Annotated in this window: 15 protein-coding genes and 2 tRNA genes; 4 read left to right on the forward strand and 13 right to left on the reverse strand. The window is 60.1% G+C overall.

Annotated elements, in window-relative coordinates:
- Position 1: 1 nt before the first annotated feature.
- From AAAU26_RS11950 to trpS, 3 genes are all read left to right on the forward strand, one after another.
- Positions 2-76: transfer RNA gene (locus AAAU26_RS11950), tRNA-Glu, on the forward strand.
- 39 nt (positions 77-115) lie between these two features.
- Positions 116-192, forward strand: a tRNA-Asn gene (locus AAAU26_RS11955).
- A 267-nt stretch (positions 193-459) separates the two neighbouring features.
- Positions 460-1,521, forward strand: a complete 1,062-nt coding sequence (gene trpS, locus AAAU26_RS11960; RefSeq protein WP_217209701.1) for a tryptophan--tRNA ligase — start codon at positions 460-462, stop codon at positions 1,519-1,521.
- 66 nt (positions 1,522-1,587) lie between these two features.
- Here trpS and thrS read toward each other — a convergent pair whose 3' ends face one another.
- From thrS to AAAU26_RS12005, 9 genes are all read right to left on the reverse strand, one after another.
- A complete protein-coding gene (gene thrS / locus AAAU26_RS11965) occupies positions 1,588-3,372 on the reverse strand; it encodes a threonine--tRNA ligase (RefSeq protein ID WP_227618895.1) in 1,785 nt (594 codons plus the stop codon).
- 438 nt (positions 3,373-3,810) lie between these two features.
- The gene (locus tag AAAU26_RS11970) at positions 3,811-5,079 is read right to left on the reverse strand and encodes a chloride channel protein (protein ID WP_227618896.1); all 1,269 of its coding nucleotides are present in this window, start codon (positions 5,077-5,079) and stop codon (positions 3,811-3,813) included.
- Between the two features lie 199 nt (positions 5,080-5,278).
- The gene (locus tag AAAU26_RS11975) at positions 5,279-7,021 is read right to left on the reverse strand and encodes an ammonium transporter (protein WP_227618897.1); all 1,743 of its coding nucleotides are present in this window, start codon (positions 7,019-7,021) and stop codon (positions 5,279-5,281) included.
- Positions 7,022-7,335: 314 nt separating this feature from the next.
- Positions 7,336-7,722 (reverse strand): DUF1622 domain-containing protein, encoded by a 387-nt coding sequence (locus AAAU26_RS11980; RefSeq protein ID WP_227618898.1) that lies wholly within the window; start codon positions 7,720-7,722, stop codon positions 7,336-7,338.
- Complete coding sequence (locus AAAU26_RS11985) at positions 7,719-8,357, reverse strand: RpiB/LacA/LacB family sugar-phosphate isomerase (RefSeq protein ID WP_158395445.1); 639 nt, start codon at positions 8,355-8,357, stop codon at positions 7,719-7,721. Before AAAU26_RS11985 ends, AAAU26_RS11980 begins: the two co-directional genes overlap by 4 nt.
- Before the next feature lie 140 nt (positions 8,358-8,497).
- Positions 8,498-9,307, reverse strand: coding sequence for a gluconate 5-dehydrogenase (locus tag AAAU26_RS11990; RefSeq protein ID WP_015564554.1), 810 nt, complete (start codon positions 9,305-9,307; stop codon positions 8,498-8,500).
- Positions 9,308-9,580: 273 nt separating this feature from the next.
- A complete protein-coding gene (locus tag AAAU26_RS11995; protein ID WP_217209715.1) occupies positions 9,581-10,354 on the reverse strand; it encodes an SDR family NAD(P)-dependent oxidoreductase in 774 nt (257 codons plus the stop codon).
- A 3-nt stretch (positions 10,355-10,357) separates the two neighbouring features.
- The gene (gene mgrA / locus AAAU26_RS12000) at positions 10,358-11,359 is read right to left on the reverse strand and encodes an L-glyceraldehyde 3-phosphate reductase (protein ID WP_217209717.1); all 1,002 of its coding nucleotides are present in this window, start codon (positions 11,357-11,359) and stop codon (positions 10,358-10,360) included.
- Positions 11,360-11,497: 138 nt separating this feature from the next.
- The gene (locus AAAU26_RS12005; RefSeq protein WP_227618899.1) at positions 11,498-12,028 is read right to left on the reverse strand and encodes a hypothetical protein; all 531 of its coding nucleotides are present in this window, start codon (positions 12,026-12,028) and stop codon (positions 11,498-11,500) included.
- A gap of 278 nt (positions 12,029-12,306) precedes the next feature.
- On the opposite strand from AAAU26_RS12005, the gene AAAU26_RS12010 reads away from it, so the two are divergent.
- On the forward strand, positions 12,307-13,227 hold the full coding sequence (locus AAAU26_RS12010) for a nucleotidyltransferase family protein (RefSeq protein WP_227618900.1): 921 nt from the start codon (positions 12,307-12,309) through the stop codon (positions 13,225-13,227).
- Positions 13,228-13,279: 52 nt separating this feature from the next.
- Here the strand turns inward: AAAU26_RS12010 and AAAU26_RS12015 are convergent, their stop codons facing one another.
- From AAAU26_RS12015 to AAAU26_RS12030, 4 genes are read right to left on the reverse strand one after another with little or no spacing between them, the layout of a single operon-like run.
- On the reverse strand, positions 13,280-14,356 hold the full coding sequence (locus AAAU26_RS12015; protein WP_227618901.1) for a putative ABC transporter permease: 1,077 nt from the start codon (positions 14,354-14,356) through the stop codon (positions 13,280-13,282).
- Between the two features lie 14 nt (positions 14,357-14,370).
- Complete coding sequence (locus AAAU26_RS12020) at positions 14,371-14,550, reverse strand: DUF6472 family protein (protein ID WP_015564550.1); 180 nt, start codon at positions 14,548-14,550, stop codon at positions 14,371-14,373.
- Positions 14,543-15,310 (reverse strand): tRNA (guanosine(46)-N7)-methyltransferase TrmB, encoded by a 768-nt coding sequence (trmB, locus tag AAAU26_RS12025; RefSeq protein WP_149794027.1) that lies wholly within the window; start codon positions 15,308-15,310, stop codon positions 14,543-14,545. The genes AAAU26_RS12020 and trmB overlap by 8 nt, the downstream gene beginning before the upstream one ends.
- Before the next feature lie 37 nt (positions 15,311-15,347).
- On the reverse strand, positions 15,348-16,532 hold the full coding sequence (locus tag AAAU26_RS12030) for an alanyl-tRNA editing protein (RefSeq protein WP_227618902.1): 1,185 nt from the start codon (positions 16,530-16,532) through the stop codon (positions 15,348-15,350).
- Positions 16,533-16,625: the final 93 nt, after the last annotated feature.

Raw genomic sequence — 16,625 nt, forward strand, 5'->3', positions numbered from 1 at the left:
TGGCCCGTTGGTCAAGCGGTTAAGACAGAGGCCTCTCACGCCTTTAACATCGGTTCGATTCCGGTACGGGTCACCATTTTAGTAGTAAAACGGCTTTGCGCCGTTTTATATAGATGCCTCTTTAGCTCAGTCGGTTAGAGCACCTGACTGTTAATCAGGGTGTCGCCTGTTCGAGTCAGGCAAGAGGCGCCAGTAAAGCGATGGAAGTTTTCCATCGCTTTTTCTTTTTTATCCGTTCCGGTGCGGCTTTTGTTGACAGGGAAAGCGGCGGGGGATATACTTATAAAAAATGAACCTCTCAGGCCGCCTGCGGCGTCCAGCTCTCCGGACAGGAGAGCCCTTGGCAAAACCGAAAACTTACCCTTTTCGCCAGAGCCTCCCCTATTAGGGGAGGTGGCACAGCGTCAGCTGTGACGGAGAGGTTGAGGAAAAATGCGCCTGATGAAAAAGGAGAAAAGTATGAAACAGATCATTCTGACGGGCGACCGCCCGACGGGCCGGCTCCATGTCGGCCACTATGTCGGCTCTCTGAAGGAGCGTGTCCGGCTGCAGAACTCGGGCAAGTTCGACGAGATCTATATCATGATCGCTGACGCACAGGCCCTCACCGACAACGCCGACAATCCGGAGAAGGTGCGCCAGAACGTCCTGCAGGTCGCTCTGGACTATCTGGCCGTGGGCATCGACCCCGCCAAGGCACACATCTTCATCCAGTCCATGGTGCCGGAGCTGACCGAGCTGAGCTTCTATTATATGAACCTCGTCACCGTCTCCCGCCTGCAGCGCAACCCCACCGTCAAGGCCGAGATCCAGCAGAAGAACTTCGAGTCCAGTATCCCGGTGGGCTTCTTCACTTACCCCATCAGCCAGGCTGCGGACATCACCGCCTTCAAGGCCACTACCGTCCCCGCAGGCGAGGACCAGCGCCCTATGATCGAGCAGTGCTGCGAGATCGTCCATAAGTTCAACGCCGTCTACGGTGAGACTCTGGTGGAGCCGGAGATCGTTCTGCCCCAGAACAGCGCCTGCCTGCGCCTGCCCGGCACCGACGGCAAGGCCAAGATGAGCAAGAGCCTCGGCAACTGCATCTACCTCTCCGACGAGCCTGAGGACATCAAGAAGAAGATCATGTCCATGTACACCGACCCGAACCACCTGCGCGTGCAGGACCCCGGCAAGGTGGAGGGCAACCCCGTCTTCGTCTATCTGGATGCATTCAGCCGCCCGGAGCACTTTGCCGAGTTCCTGCCCGAGTACCAGAACCTCGACGAGCTGAAGGCACACTATCAGCGCGGCGGTCTGGGCGACGTGAAGGTGAAGAAGTTCCTGAACAGCGTCATGCAGGCTGAGCTGGAGCCCATCCGCAACCGCCGCAAGGAGTGGGAGCAGCGCCTGCCCGAGGTCGTGGAAATTCTGAAGGAAGGCAGCGCCGTGGCCGAAAAGACCGCCGCCGCCACCCTCGCCGAAGTGCGCAAGTCCATGAAAATCGATTACTTCACGGATGATAATCTGCTGAAATAACAAGACGTAAATAAAAATCCCCTCTGCCAGACGGCGGAGGGGATTTTTTGTATCTTACGTTACAGCTTACAGGCTGCGGTTCTTGATCTCGGAAGTGACCTTTGCGATGAACTCATCCACTTCCATCGTGGTGGTCTCGCCCTTGCGGTCACGGACGGAGACGTTGCCGGCCTCGGCTTCCTTGGCGCCCAGGACCAGCATATAAGGCACGCGGTCCACCTGCTGTGCAGCGCGGATCTTGTAGCCGATCTTCTGGTTGTCGTCGTCCAGAGCCACACGGACACCGGCCTCCACCAGCTTCTCGGTGATGGCCTCGGAATACTCGAGGGTCTTCTCGGAGACGGGCAGAACCTTGACCTGAACAGGAGCCAGCCAGGTGGGGAACTTGCCCTTGGTCTCCTCGATGAGGTAGGCCATGAAGCGGTCGAGAGAACCCAGAATTGCACGGTGCAGGACAACAGGGGTCTTCTCGGTGCCGTCCTTGTCCACATAGGTCAGGTGGAACTTTGCGGGCAGGCAGAAGTCCAGCTGGCAGGTGGACAGGGTGTACTCAGCGCCGACAGCGGGCTTGACGTTGACGTCCAGCTTGGGGCCGTAGAAAGCAGCCTCGCCGATCTCCTCGGTGAAGTGGATGCCCAGCTCAGTCAGGACCTCGCGCAGAGCGTTCTCAGCGTGGTTCCACATCGCGTCGTCGTCGTGATACTTCTTCTTATCGGCGGGGTCACGCAGGGACAGAACGCAGCGGTAGTCGGTGATGTTGAAATCCTTGTAGGTCTCGAAGATGAGGTTGCAGACATCAGCGACTTCGCTCTTGATCTGCTCCGGAGTGCAGAACAGGTGAGCGTCGTTCTGGCAGAAGTGACGGCCGCGCTCGATGCCCTTCAGGGTGCCGGAGGACTCATAGCGGAAGTCGTGTGCGATCTCGCCGATGCGCATGGGCAGGTCGCGGTAGGAGTGGGGACGGTTTGCGTAGATCATCATGTGATGGGGGCAGTTCATCGGGCGCAGGACGTAGCTCTCGCCCTCCATCTCCATGGCGGGGAACATATTCTCGCGGTAGTGATCCCAGTGGCCGGAAGTCTTGTACAGATTCACGGTGCCGATGCAGGGAGTCATGACGTGCAGGTAGCCGCGGGCGCGCTCCTTCTCCTTGATATAGTTCTCCAGCTCCTGCCAGACAGTGTAGCCTGCGGGCAGGAACATGGGCAGACCGCGGCCAACCAGGTCGTCGGTCATGAACAGGCCCATCTCCTTGCCGATCTTGCGGTGGTCGCGCTCACGGGCCTCCTGCTGCTCCTTCTCCCAGGCGTCCAGCTCCTCCTGATTGTGGAAAGCCACGCCGTTGATACGGGTCAGCATCTTGTTCTCTTTGTCGTTCTTCCAGTATGCACCGGACTGCTGGGTGATCTTGAAGGCCTTCAGAGCCTTGGTGTAGGTCAGGTGAGGTCCGATGCACATATCGACGTACTCGCCCTGCTGGAAGAAGCTGAACTCGGTCTCGTCGGCCAGGTCAGCCATGTGCTCGACCTTATAGTTCTCGTGGCGCTCTTCCATCAGCTTGACGGCCTCTGCGCGGGGCAGGATGAAGGGCTTGATGGCCAGATTCTCTTTGGTGATCTTGCGCATCTCCTTCTCGATGTTGGCCAGGTCCTCGTCGGTCAGCTTGGTGTCGCCGAGGTCAACGTCGTAGTAGAAGCCGTTCTCGGTGGCGGGGCCGAAGGCGAAGTCAGCCTCCGGGTAGAGGCGCTTGATGGCCTGAGCCATAACGTGGGCTGCGGTGTGACGGATGACGTGCAGTTCCTGGTCCTGCGGGCACTCGTCCACATGACCGTCCTTATAGATGATCTTCATGGTGTTACTCCTTCTTGACATGAAAAATGCGTTTGGTATAACAAAAAAAGACGCTTCACCCCGCATTTGCTTTACGGGATGAAGCGCCTTTGAAAGATCCAACTGCGTTCCACGGTTCCACCCGAATTGCGTGCTGCTGCACGCCACTCGCTGTGCTGTAACGGGCGCACCCGGCAGAGGTTCTCCTCTGCACTCTGCGGTGGTAGAAGTCCGGCACATGGCAGGCTGCTTGCAGCGCGTCCTTCCGGACGGCAGCCCTCTCTGCGGCATGGAGAACGGGACTTCGGTTTGTCCGCATCATCGTTTTGGGACATTTGATTTTGACGCACCGGCGGCAGAAAACCTGCGCACACTGCGCATCACAGGATGAAACTACAGATGATTGTAGCACGAGAAACGGAAAAAATCAAGGGCTGTGCGCTGGAAAATGAAAGAGGATCAGTGGTGCAGCCGCTTCCCCCAGCTCTCCGTATACTCCGACAGCAGCTTCTCCGTCACAAAGAGCTGACTGCTGTAGAGGCCGTGGGTGCCGGAGAGCATATAACAGACGCCGCAGCCCAGCGCGATCAGCTCCAGCCCCACGCCGCCGAACAGCTCATAGGCCAGCAGGATGGAGGGGATGAGGGTGTTCGTCGCGCCGCAGAACACCGAAACGAGGCCCACGGCGGCGGAGAACCCGGCGGGCAGGCCCAGCAGCGGGCCGAATGCACAGCCGAAGGTCGCACCGATGTAGAAGCTGGGGACGACCTCGCCGCCCTTGAAGCCCGCCGAGAGGGTCAGGGCGGTCAGCAGTATCTTGCAGATAAAGTCCCACGGCAGGGCCTGCCCCTGCTCCACGGCGGCAGTGATGACGCCCATGCCCGCGCCGTTGTAGCGGCCCACGCCCATCAGGTAGGAGAGGGCCACCACGGCAACACCGCCCACGACGGCGCGCACCCAGGGGTTTGGCAGGCGGCGGGGCATCTCGTGCTCCATGGTGTGGAGAAGCCAGCAGAATGTCCGGGCCACCAGCGCACAGGCAACACCCAGCACAGCCACCAGCAGAGTAGAATCAATGGAAAGCGCCGGTGCGGTCAGCTCAAAATGGGTAGGAGAGATGCCGCAGGCCAGCGAGACGCCATAGGCGATGAGGGCAGCGGCGAAGCCGGGGACAAAGGCCACCGAGAACGCGAGGCCCACGTCCTCCACCATGATGCCGAAGAGGGTCGCCGACAGCGGCGTGCCGAACAGTGCCGAGAAGAACGCCGCCATGCCGCAGGCCGTGGCCGTGCGGCGGTCGTGGTCGGAGAAGCGGAAGAGCTTTGCGATGTTGTAGCCGATGCTTCCGCCCATCTGCAAAGCCGCGCCCTCGCGTCCGGCCGAGCCGCCGCAGAGGTGGGTGAGCACCGTGCCAAAGAAGATGGCCGGCACCAGCAGCGGGCTGACGCTCTCGCCGCTGTGGACGGCGCGGATGACGTTGTTCGTCCCCATCCCTTCGCAGCCCGTTATCTTATAAAGTGCCACGATGGCAAGACCTGCCACCGGCAGAAGCCAGAGCAGCCAGATGTGCTCGGCCCGCCACTCGGTGACATGCTCCACGGCCAGGTGGAACGCTGTGCCGACGGCACCGCAGACGAGGCCGGTGGGAACGGCCAACAGCAGCCAGCGGGCCAGGATGGCCGCGACGGCCCGGAAGGAATAAAGCTCCCTTTTCAAAAATTCTTTCATGATAGCACTCCTGTGTTTTTTATATCCTGCCCACAAAGATAGCACGACGGACGGGCGCTGTCAAGAAACGCCAAAGCCCCGCTCCCTTGTGTGAAGGAGCGGGGCTTTGAGCTGTGTTTGGAATTATCAGAAAAAAGGAAAAAGGAGAACAATATATCCACGCCGTCTCGGCGGGATAGCGATGAAATCAGGGGGACGCTTACTCCACGTCCTGCAGGGCGGCAAAGTCCTCTTCGCCGGTGCGGATCTTGACCACGCGGGTCACGTTGTAGACGAAGATCTTGCCGTCGCCGATGTGGCCGGTGTAAAGGGCCTTCTTGGAGGCCTCCACCACGGAATCGACCGAGATCTTGGAGACGATGACCTCGACCTTGATCTTCGGCAGGAGGGTGCTGTCCACAGGCACACCACGGTATTTTTCAGTGGTGCCTTTCTGGATGCCGCAGCCCATGACCTGCGTGACCGTCATGCCGGTGACGCCCAGATCGTTGAGGGCGCTCTTGAGCTGGTCGAACTTGGAAAGCTTTGCAATGATGGACACTTTGTGCATCCCGGTGTCGTAGATGCCGTCGTGGATGACAGCAGGCTCACGCACCACAGGCACAGCGGCGTCCATCTGCTTTGCAGAAGCTTTGGAAGCGTCGTCCTCGCCGAGGTCGGTGTTCTCGTTGGGGACCATGGCGGCAGAGTTTGCATCGGAGATGGCGAAACCGGCGTAAGCGGAAGCCAGACCGTGCTCGTGGATGTCCAGACCGTCGATCTCCACCTCAGCGGGAACGCGGAGACCGATGGCCTTGTCGATGACTTTGAAGATGACGAACATGACGGCCAGAACATAGGCGTCCACCACGATGAGGCCCAGAAGCTGGATGCCCAGCTGGCTCAGACCGCCGCCGTAGAACAGGCCCTTACCGACACCGTTGCCGCCGTCGGAGAAGAGGCCCACGGCAATGGTACCCCAGACGCCGTTTGCAAAGTGGACGGAGACAGCGCCCACGGGGTCATCGATCTTCGCAATGTTATCGAAGAACTCGACGCTCAGCACCACGAGGATGCCGGCGACGAAGCCGATGATGAAAGCACCAAAGGGCGAAACGGTGTCACAGCCTGCGGTGATGGCCACCAGACCAGCCAGAGAGCCGTTGAGCGTCATGGAGACGTCGGGCTTGCCGTAGCGCTTCCAGGTAAAGAGCATGGTCACGCAGGTAGAAACTGCTGCCGCAAGGTTGGTGTTGAAGCAGACCAGACCGGTCAGAGTCATGGTCTCATCGGTGGAAAGGCTCAGGGAAGAGCCGCCGTTGAAGCCGAACCAGCAGAACCAGAGGATGAACACGCCCAGCGCACCGGCGGTCAGGTTGTGGCCGGGGATGGCGTGGGGCTTGCCGTCCTTGTCGTACTTGCCGATGCGGGGACCCAGCAGGGCCGCGCCCAGCATGGCGATGATGCCGCCGACGTTGTGGACTGCTGCAGAACCGGCAAAGTCGTGGAAGCCCATGCTCTGGAGCCAGCCGCCGCCCCACATCCAGTGGCCGCAGATGGGGTAGACCACCAGCGAAATGGCTGCGGAGTAGACGCAGTAGGCTTTGAAGTTGGTGCGCTCGGCCATGGAGCCGGAGACGATGGTGGCTGCCGTTGCGCAGAAGACAGTCTGGAACACGATGTACACCCACAGCGGGATGTCGAGGCCCAGATGAGAATAATCACCCTGAATGAAAGGGTCGAACCCGCCGATGAGAGCGCCGGTGCCGCCGAACATCAGGCCGAAGCCGATGAGCCAGTAGCAGGGCGTGCCGATACAAAAATCCATCATGTTTTTCATGAGGATATTGCCGGTGTTCTTGGCGCGGGTGAAGCCTGCCTCGCAGAGCGCGAAGCCGGCCTGCATGAAGTAGACGAGGAACGCTCCTACGAGCGTCCAACAGGTGTTGACGGAGCTGAACATGACGCAGATACCTCCCCAATGATCTGGCTGCCGGGTGCCAGCCCGGCGGCGCGTACACTCCGGCTGCTGCACCCCTCTATCTGCGCAGCAGCGCGGAAAATCCGGAAAAGGAAGCCCTCTATTTCTCCCTTGGCCGCAGGGGATACACTTCCCCCGGAAACACAAAAGGCGCTGGCGGATCTTTCATCCGTCAGCGCCTTTGCTTTCGATGGCAAGAGTATAAGGCGGTTTGGTCAAAGTGTCAAGAGCTGGATGCTATTTTTGACGTTCTGCACAAACCGGAAAAGATTGGGCAAAGAAAACTTTGGCAGGCATCATTTTTCCCCCTTGTGGTCTGCCCGCATTTCGACATGGAGCAGCAGGCTCATCAGAGCGCGCAGCGCGAAAGTCGCCGCCAGCGGGATGACTGACTCGAGGTTCTGCAGAAGGAAGGTCTTGGCGATCTCTGCCGACATGAGAAATTCCAATGCCGTCGTCAGGCCGGTGCTCATTTCGTGGTGGAAGTCGTACCGGTCGTGGAAAAAGGTCGTCCGCACATAGTGGTAGGTGGCCTTGACAAGGCTCGTCACGATGATGAACAGGCCGATGACCTCCGCCAGCCCCGCGATGAGGGGGACTGCCGATTCCAGAAAGCCCTCCAGCAGGTGGGCGATGTTCTCGTTCAGGTGATACAGGGCCGTCATGCTCTGGTCACCGCTCAAGCCAGCAGGCTCTTGATATAAGCGGCCAGCTCCTCGTCCTTGCAGGAGGCGAAGAACAGCTCGCTGAACTTCTCACCGGCGATGGCACCCTTCAGCAGGTCCTGATCGATGCTCTTGAGGCACTCGATGAGGGGCTTGAAGGTGGCGGCGCGGACGCCGTCGAGGATCTTCTTGTTGCGCTGCTCGGGCTCGACGCGCTCCTTGGGGTAGCCCTGACCGTGGCCGAAGCCGAACAGCTTCTCAAAGCAGTACTCGAGGTTCAGCTCACCGCCCCAGCCGAAGCCCTTAGCGAAAGGCATGGCCACGGCGTTGCCGTCGTTGACGTGGGCGAAGGTGTAGGCGTCCACGGGGTCCTCCACATGGCCGCAGATGACGCCGGGAAAGCTGTTCAGGGCCAGCATGGCGCCCTCGCCGGTGCCGCAGCCGGTGATGACGTAGTCGGCAGCGCCGCTGTTGAGCAGGATGGCGGCGAGGATGCCGCACTGCACATAGGTCAGCTGTGCGGCGTCATCGGCAGCGTACATGCCGTAGTTGACCACCTCGTGGCCCATCGGCTCTACGACCTTCTTCAGAGCGGCCTCGATGATGCCGTTCTTTGCGGCCTGACTGTTCTCGTTGATAAGTGCGATCTTCATGGGAAAGTCCTCCTGTTTTTATTATTATGACCAGTGTAGCAGATTCCGGAAAAAAAGTCGATATGGGAAACAAAAGAGCGCCGTGCCCGGCACCCGGAAGGCAGCGGACACGGCGCAAAAAATGCCGGATATGGAAAAACTTACTGCGGCTGCTTGCCGATGTAAGCCAGGATGCCGCCGTCAACGTACAGGATGAGGCCGTTGACGAAGTCGGAAGCGGCAGAAGCCAGGAAGACAGCGGGTCCGCCCAGATCCTCAGCCTCGCCCCAGCGGCCTGCGGGGGTCTTGGCGACGATGAAGCTGTCGAAGGGATGACGGCTGCCGTCGGGCTGACGCTCGCGCAGAGGTGCGGTCTGCGGGGTAGCGATGTAGCCGGGTCCGATGCCGTTGCACTGGATGTTGTACTCGCCGTACTCGGAGGCGATGTTCTTGGTCAGCATCTTCAGGCCGCCCTTGGCAGCAGCGTAGGCGGAGACGGTCTCACGGCCAAGCTCGCTCATCATGGAGCAGATGTTGATGATCTTGCCGCCGCCCTGAGCGATCATGTCGGGGATGACAGCCTTGGCGACGATGAACGGAGCGTTCAGGTCAACATCGATGACCTGACGGAACTGAGCAGCGGTCATCTCGGTCATGGGGATGCGCTTGATGATGCCGGCGTTGTTGACCAGAATGTTGATATGGCCGACTTCCTCGGTGATCTTTGCGACCATAGCGTTCACGGCGTCCTCATCGGTGACGTCGCAGACATAGCCGTGAGCCTTGATGCCAGCTTCTTCATAAGCGGCGAGACCCTTATCGACCAGCTCCTGCTTGATGTCGTTGAAGACGATAGTAGCGCCGTTTGCGGCCATTGCCTTTGCGATAGCCATGCCGATGCCGTAAGATGCGCCGGTGATGAGCGCGACCTTGCCGGTCAGGTCAAAGGATTTGGGAGTACACTGTGCCATAATTAAGTCCTCCAATCAGAATTTTGCTTTGCGGGGTGCTGCGCTGCCGGACTATATCTGTAGTCAAACTGCCGCCACGGGAAGCAGCAATTTGGACTGTCCGGCCCTGCGCCCTCTTGTATACTAGAGTAGCATTCTTTATTCCGACTGTCAAGGTGTTTTCTTAGCACAATTACTGCAAATTTTTTCTTATTTTGCTGCGTTTTCGTGAAATCGTCATAAAAACGGACTCTGCAAAGGCCGGGATTGCTGCTTGTTGCACACAATGGCCTTTCAGCCCAGTTTTTTCTTCTGCTGGTGGGCCATGATGGGCATGAGGATGGCCATCGGCATGAACCGCTGGGCCGTCGTTGCCGCCCGCATGAGGGCCGATGGGACGATGATGGTCTTGTGGCGGAGCATCCCCCGCATGGCCTCCTCCACGCAGAGTTCCGGGCTGATGCCCCGCAGTGCGAACACCACATCGGCCCGCTCGTTGAACTCGGTGTCCACCGGGCCGGGGCAGAGGGCGCAGACGTAGACCGGGCTGTGCTGCTCCCGCAGTTCTTCGGCCACGCCCCGGGTCAGGCTGACAACATACGCTTTGGTGGCGTAGTAGCCCGCCATATAGGGTCCGCCCGGCAGCAGCCCGGCGGAGGACGCCACGTTGAGCACGGTGCCGAAGCCCTGAGCCTCCATCTTTTTCACGGCGAACTTGAACAGCTGGTGCATGGCCAGCACATTGACCTTCGCCATGGAGAGCTCTTTCTCGCCGCTGGTCTCAAGAAAGCTGCCGCAGACGCCGAAGCCGGCGTTGTTGATGAAAATATCGATGCGCTCGTCAGTCAGCGCCTCGCAGAGACGGGCGCACTCGCTCTCCTGCTCCAAATCAGCAGGCAGGATGCGGCAGAAGGTGCTGTGCTTCGCGGTGAGCTCTGCAGCCAGAGCTTCGAGACGGTCGGTGCGGCGGGCGGTGAGGATGAGCCGGAAGCCGAGGCGGGCATACCGGCGGGCAAACTCCCGGCCAATGCCGGAAGAAGCTCCGGTTATCCATACAGTTTTGGACATAAATTACTCCTTGTAAAATCCGGAAGCCTTGTCGATGGCTTCCAGCTCGTCAGCGGTGAAGGTGGTGTTGTTCAGGGCAGCGATGTTGTCGAGAATCTGCTGGGGCTTGGACGCGCCGATGAGGACGCTCGTCACCTTGCCGTCCCGCAGTATCCACGCCAGCGCCATCTCGGCCAGCGTCTGGCCGCGGGCGGCGGCGATTTCGTTCAGGGCGCGTATCTGTGCAAGCTTTTCCTCGGTGATGACGCTCTCTTTCAAAAAGCGGCCATCGGTGCGGATGCGGCTGTCCTCCGGGATGCCGTTGAGGTAGCGGTTGGTCAGCAGACCCTGCGCCAGCGGGCTGAAGGCGATAATGCCCTTGTTCAGCCGGACAGCAGTCTCTTTCAGGCCGTTCTGCTCGATGGTGCGGTCAAAGATGGAGTAGCGGTTCTGGTTGATGACGAAGGGGACGTGGAGCTCGTCGAGAATGGCGCAGGCTTTTTCCAGCGTCTCACCGTTGTAGTTGGACAAGCCGGCATAAAGCGCCTTGCCGCTGCGCACCGCCTGCGCCAGAGCACCCATGGTCTCTTCCAGCGGGGTGTTGGGGTCCATCCGGTGGTGGTAGAAGATGTCCACATACTCGAGGCCCATCCGCTTCAGGCTCTGGTCGAGGCTGGCCAGCAGGTATTTCCGGCTTCCCCAGTCACCGTAAGGCCCTTCCCACATGGTGTAGCCCGCCTTGGTGCTGATGAGGAGCTCATCGCGGTAGGGGGCAAGATCTTCCTTGAGGATGCGGCCGAAGTTCTTCTCGGCGCTGCCCGGCTCGGGGCCGTAGTTGTTGGCGAGGTCGAAGTGGGTGATGCCGTTGTCGAACGCCGTGCGGCAGAGCAGGCGCATGTTCTCGAAGTTCGCGGTATCGCCGAAGTTGTGCCACAGGCCCAGCGAGACGGCGGGCAGCATCAGGCCGCTTTTGCCGCAGCGGTGGTAGGGCAGAGTGGAGTAGCGTGCAGGAGATGCAGCATACATGGCGGGAAACTTCCTTTCGTTCAGTTTACCCCATTGTAGCACGGAAAAACGGCAGAATCCACATAAAAGTGCAGCGCCCCGGCATCTTTGCTGCCGGGGCGCTGTGAGAAAAAAGAAGAAAAGACGAGAAGCTCAGATTCAGGCGTCAGCCTTGACGTCGTTCTTGATGCTCCGGGCGGCCAGATAACGGGCCGGCTTCATGAGCAGCACGCAGCCGCCGTTGAAGACCAGAGAGCCGACGATGTACACCCCGAAGAAGAGAGGCAGATTCGCTGCAAAAGCTGCGCTGTCGATGCAGGCGACGGTCAGGTAGGCAAAGCCCACATTGTTCAGCACCTTGGGGGCGTAGGGGTGCAGGATGATGAGGAGGAAGAGCACCACGCCCAGCGGCAGCAGCAGGCCCAGCATCCCGCCCAGAACAGGCGTCAGCGCACCGATGGCCAGCATCGCCAGCACCGTGAGCACCATGCCCACGAGGCCGCCCAGCTCCACGCTGACAAAGCGGTCTTTGATGTCGCCCTCCATCGTAAAGAGCATGATGTTGCTCAAAAAGACGAGCCAGCTGTATTCAAACTCGATGGCGTGGAAAAAGGCGTTAGCGATCAGGATCCACACCACCATCATCAGGCGAAAGTAGAGCAGGAAACGCTTGGTCACAGTTTCGTTCATGGAAAAACTCACTTTCCAGAAGCTGCTTTCATAAGCGGAGTGCAATGCTTGTGAAAACGGCTTCTTGACTTCGGCCTGCAAAAGCGGCTGGCCGGTCGTTTTTGTGTCGGATGAAGTTATTATACTCTATCTGGAAGCAAAAGGCAATATTTACTTGCCAATATATGCAATAAAAACTTGTCAAGTTTCAAAAAACAGCTTCGTCTTGTTGCCCGGCGTGGTTTGGAGTATAATAAAACCGTAAAAGAGAAACACCCTTTTCAAGGAGGAGATAAAACATGAACAAACCGGTCCTGGTGGTCATGGCTGCCGGCATGGGCAGCCGCTACGGCGGCATGAAGCAGATCGACCCGGTGGGTCCCTGCGGTCAGGTCATCGTGGATTATTCCCTGTACGACGCCCGCCGCGCAGGCTTCGAGACGGTCATCTTCGTCATCAAGCACGAGATCGAGGAGGCTTTCAAAGCTGCCATCGGCGACCGCGTGTCCAGGGTGATGGACGTGAAGTACGCCTTCCAGCAGCTGGATGAGCTGCCCGAGGGCTACACCATCCCCGAGGGCCGCGTGAAGCCCTGGGGTACCTGCCACGCGGTGCTGGCCGCAAAGCCCTACATCCACGGCCCCTTCGCCGTCATCAATGCCGACGACTACTACGGCCCTGAGGCGTTCAAGGTCATCTACGATTACCTCTCCACTCACACCGACGGCGAGGTCTACGACTACTGTATGGTGAGCTACCTGCTCAAGAACACCGTTTCCGAAAATGGCAGCGTCGCCCGCGGCGTCTGCGCTCTCAACGAGGACAGCACCCTCCACAGCGTCACCGAGCGCACCCGCATCGAGACCTATGAGGGCGGCATCCACTACACCGAGGACGGCGGCGAGAGCTGGACGGACCTGCCCGGCGAGACGCCCGTGAGCATGAACCTCTGGGGCTTCGGCGAGAGCTTCGTGAAGGAAGCCGACCGGCGCTTTGCCCGCTGGCTGGACGAGAATCTGGAAAAGAACCCGCTCAAGTGCGAGTATTTCCTGCCGCTGGTGGTCAGTGAGCTCATCGGCGAAAAGAAAGCCGCCGTCAAGGTGCTGCGCAGCACCGATAAGTGGTATGGCGTCACCTACCGCGAGGATAAACCCGTGGTGGTGGAAGCCATCGCCAAAAAGACGGCCGACGGCCTTTACCCGGAAAATCTCTGGGCTTAATCTGCATAAAAAAATACGGCTGGGACAGCGTCCCAGCCGTATTTTTTTATCTTTACTGGATGCCGAATCCGTTGAAGGAGTCGGGATATTCGTCCTCGAGCTGCTCGAGCAGGCTGCTGAGGGAGCGGTTGCTCTGACCGTGCTTCAGCTTGGGGTAGGCGCGGAGCATACGGCCCTTGCCCAGCAGATGGGTGCCGCGGCGGGTGCGGGCCTGCATGACCTGCGCACGGGCTGCCAGCTCTTCCTTGAGCTGTTCCAGCTGCAGGAATGCGGTGGTCTGCTCGGCTTTGCCCTGCGCGGCCAGCTTGACGGCCTTGGCCGCTTCGGCGGCGTTGAGGCGGGCAGTCTGGGAGGCGCGGCGTGCGGCCTCCATGGCCTCATCGGCGCGGGTGCGCATGGTGGAAGCGGCCTCACGGGGCGACAGCTTGTCGTAGCTGTCCCGGGCCTCGGCGGCGGCCAGCTTGAGCTGCAGGCGGCTCTCGTCCATCTTCTGGTCCATGTCCAGTGCGGTGGTGCCAAGGATCTCGGTCATGGCGTCGCTGACAGCATGCATACTGTCGGCCACCTTCTCGAGAGCGTCCAGCTCCCGGGCGAGGTCGGAGGCGGCGATGGCGGTTGCCACCACGTCAGCGGCATACACCGCGTAAAGCAGACACATCAGCACAAAGCCCACCAGCGGCGGAATGATGTTCACCAGCGCGGCAATGGTGGGATGGATGACCTTGACCATCACCATGGCACCCACGCCCCACATCAGCGAGAACTCAAGGCAGACATAGCCGCCGATGTTGAAGGGTTTGTCGGTATAGTCCCACCAGCGGGTGCGGTAGAGCTTATACAGCGCCCATCCGCCCACCAGCTCCAAGGCACTGGGCAGGATGACGCCGCCGAGATACAGCAGCAACAGGTCATCTTCCAGCGGTGTGAGGAAGAAGAGCACCAGTATCATGCCGAAGCCGTAGATAGGGCAGACCGGGCCGTTCAGGAAGCCCCGGTTCACCAGCTGGCCGGTGGTGGCGGCGGCATACACCACCTCGACGCACCAGCCCAGGCAGGAGTAGATGAGGAAAAACGCAAGGATATGATAAAGCGAGAAACCGCAGACTGTCGTATTAAGAAAAAACGACAAGGGGACACCTCCAGTCAGTTCTGTTTGCGGACGATCTTATATTCATCGCCCGGCTCAAAGTAAGGGCAGGCCGAAGTGGTATGGGAGAGATAGCGGGCCATCTCGTCCTCATCCAGTGCGCCGCCCTCGGCGCAGTACCAGCTGCCATATTCGTCCTGCTGGTTGTTCAGGCAGTATTCACAAGGGTCAGACATTGCCTTCACCCTCGGCCTTGGCCGAAGCTTCGGCCTCCGCCTGCGCGGCCAGCTTCTTGAGCACCTTCGGCTCCACCCAGGTCACGGAGTCGTCGCCGGCCTTCTTGCGGGCGATGAGGGCCTTGATCTTAATGCCCATCTCGGTGAACATCCCCTCATGCTCGGTGCGGATGTTCCACTCCGGCTCGTTCTCGTGGAGGTCGTAAGTCTGCCAGACGATGTCGTAGCCGGAAGCGGGGAAGTAGGTCAGGCTGTCGCGGAACAGGTCATCGTCGTCGGTCTTGAAGTAGATCTCGCCGCCGTCCTTGAGGAAATCGCGGTACTGGATGAGCTGACGGGGGTAGGTGAGGCGGTGCTTGTTGGAGGAAGCGTTCTTGCTCCACGGGTTGCAGAAGTTGATGTAGATGCGGCTGACGGTGTCCTCCGGGGTGATGACGCCCTTGATGCGCTCGATGTCGGTGCTCATGATCTTGACATTGTCGATGGGGCGGCCTGCCTCGGCGTAAGCGGCTTCGATTTTGCGCTTTGCGAGGATGAGCACCTTGTCGGTGATGTCGATGCCCAGATAGTTGTTCTCGGGGTGGGCAGAGGCCAGCTGGGAGATGAAGCCGCCCTTGCCGCAGCCCAGCTCCAGCACGAAAGGCTGCTCCGGGCGGGCATACTGGCTGTGCCACTTGCCGCCCCAGATAAGGGGCTCGTGGACGTGGAAATCAGCGGCCATCAGTTCGTCGTGGGCGTAGGGCTTGAAACGCATTCTCATAAGATAGTATTCTCCTTGTGACGTGAAAAGTTTGTACTTACAGATTTTTCTTCAAAAATTCCTCTACCTGCTCCGGCGTGGCGGCGCAGCTGCCCTGGCAGATACCGGGCTTGCCGCCGCCGCGTCCGTTCAGGGCGGCGTTGAGGGCTTTGGTCAGGGCGCGGACGTCGCCGCCGGTCTGCGCGATGCAGTAGCCGGTGCCCTTCTCGCTGGGCGTCAGAGCGGCGCAGAGGCCGGTGGTGGCCTCGCTCAGCCGTGCAGCCAGACGGTGCAGGCCGTCCGGGTCGAGGCCGGGAACGGTGCGGATGGCCGTTTCGTCGGGGCCAAGCTGTGCGGCCAGTGCATCGAAGAGCTGACTGCACAGGCCGAAGTGGGCGAATTTCAGGGCCGTGTACTCGTCGTACACCCGGTGGACCGCCACGGCGGTCTGGTCGGCCTTAGCCGAGAGCAGTGCGCCGATGTCGGCCTGACGGCTCCGCATGGCCTGCGCTTCCCGCAGGGCGCGTCCGCCGCAGACGACGCTGAGCCGGACACCGCCCTTGTAGTTCTCAGAGGTGAGGATCTTGATTTGTCCCACCTGTCCGGTGGCGGCGGTGTGGGTGCCGCAGCAGGCGCAGACGTCCGCGCCCGGGATGGTCACGATGCGCACCTGCCCGGCGATCTCTTTTTTGCTGCGGTAGGTCAGCGCCGCCAGCTCTTCAGGGGTGGGGTAGGTGATGAGCACCGGCACATTCTCCCAGATGATGCGGTTGGCGGCAAGTTCTGCCTCCCGCAGGCCCTCGGCGGAGATGGGGACACTGGTGTCCATCCGCACGGCGTCGGAGCCGATATGGAAGCCCACGTTCTCCGCCCCGAACATCTGGTGCAGGATGCCGGAGAGGATGTGCTCGCCGGTGTGCTGCTGCATCTTGTCGAAGCGCCACTCCCAGTCGATGGTGCCGGTGACGGCGGCACCGGGCTGTGCGGTCTCGGGCAGGGCATCCACCGTGTGCCAGATGATGCCGTTCGTCTCGTGGACGTCGGTGACATGGAGCACCGTGCCGTCGGCGAGGGTAAGCGTGCCTCTGTCGGCGGGCTGACCGCCCCCTTCGGGGTAGAACACCGTGCCGTCCAGCGCGATGCGCCCGCCGCCCGTCTTTGCGTCCGCCTCTGCGGCCAGGATGACCCCGGCGGCAGTCTTGCGGAATGCGTCGTTCTCAAAATATTTTTCCGTGCGCTGCATGGCACGATACCTCCTGTAATAAAAACGATATTATCCCACTATAAAACTAAGTATACCACGTTTTTTGCCTGTGGAAAATAGTCTTCGCTTATG

Origin of the sequence: Faecalibacterium longum (genome assembly GCF_040094125.1) — a bacterium.
GTDB classification, from domain to species: Bacteria; Bacillota; Clostridia; order Oscillospirales; family Ruminococcaceae; genus Faecalibacterium; species Faecalibacterium longum.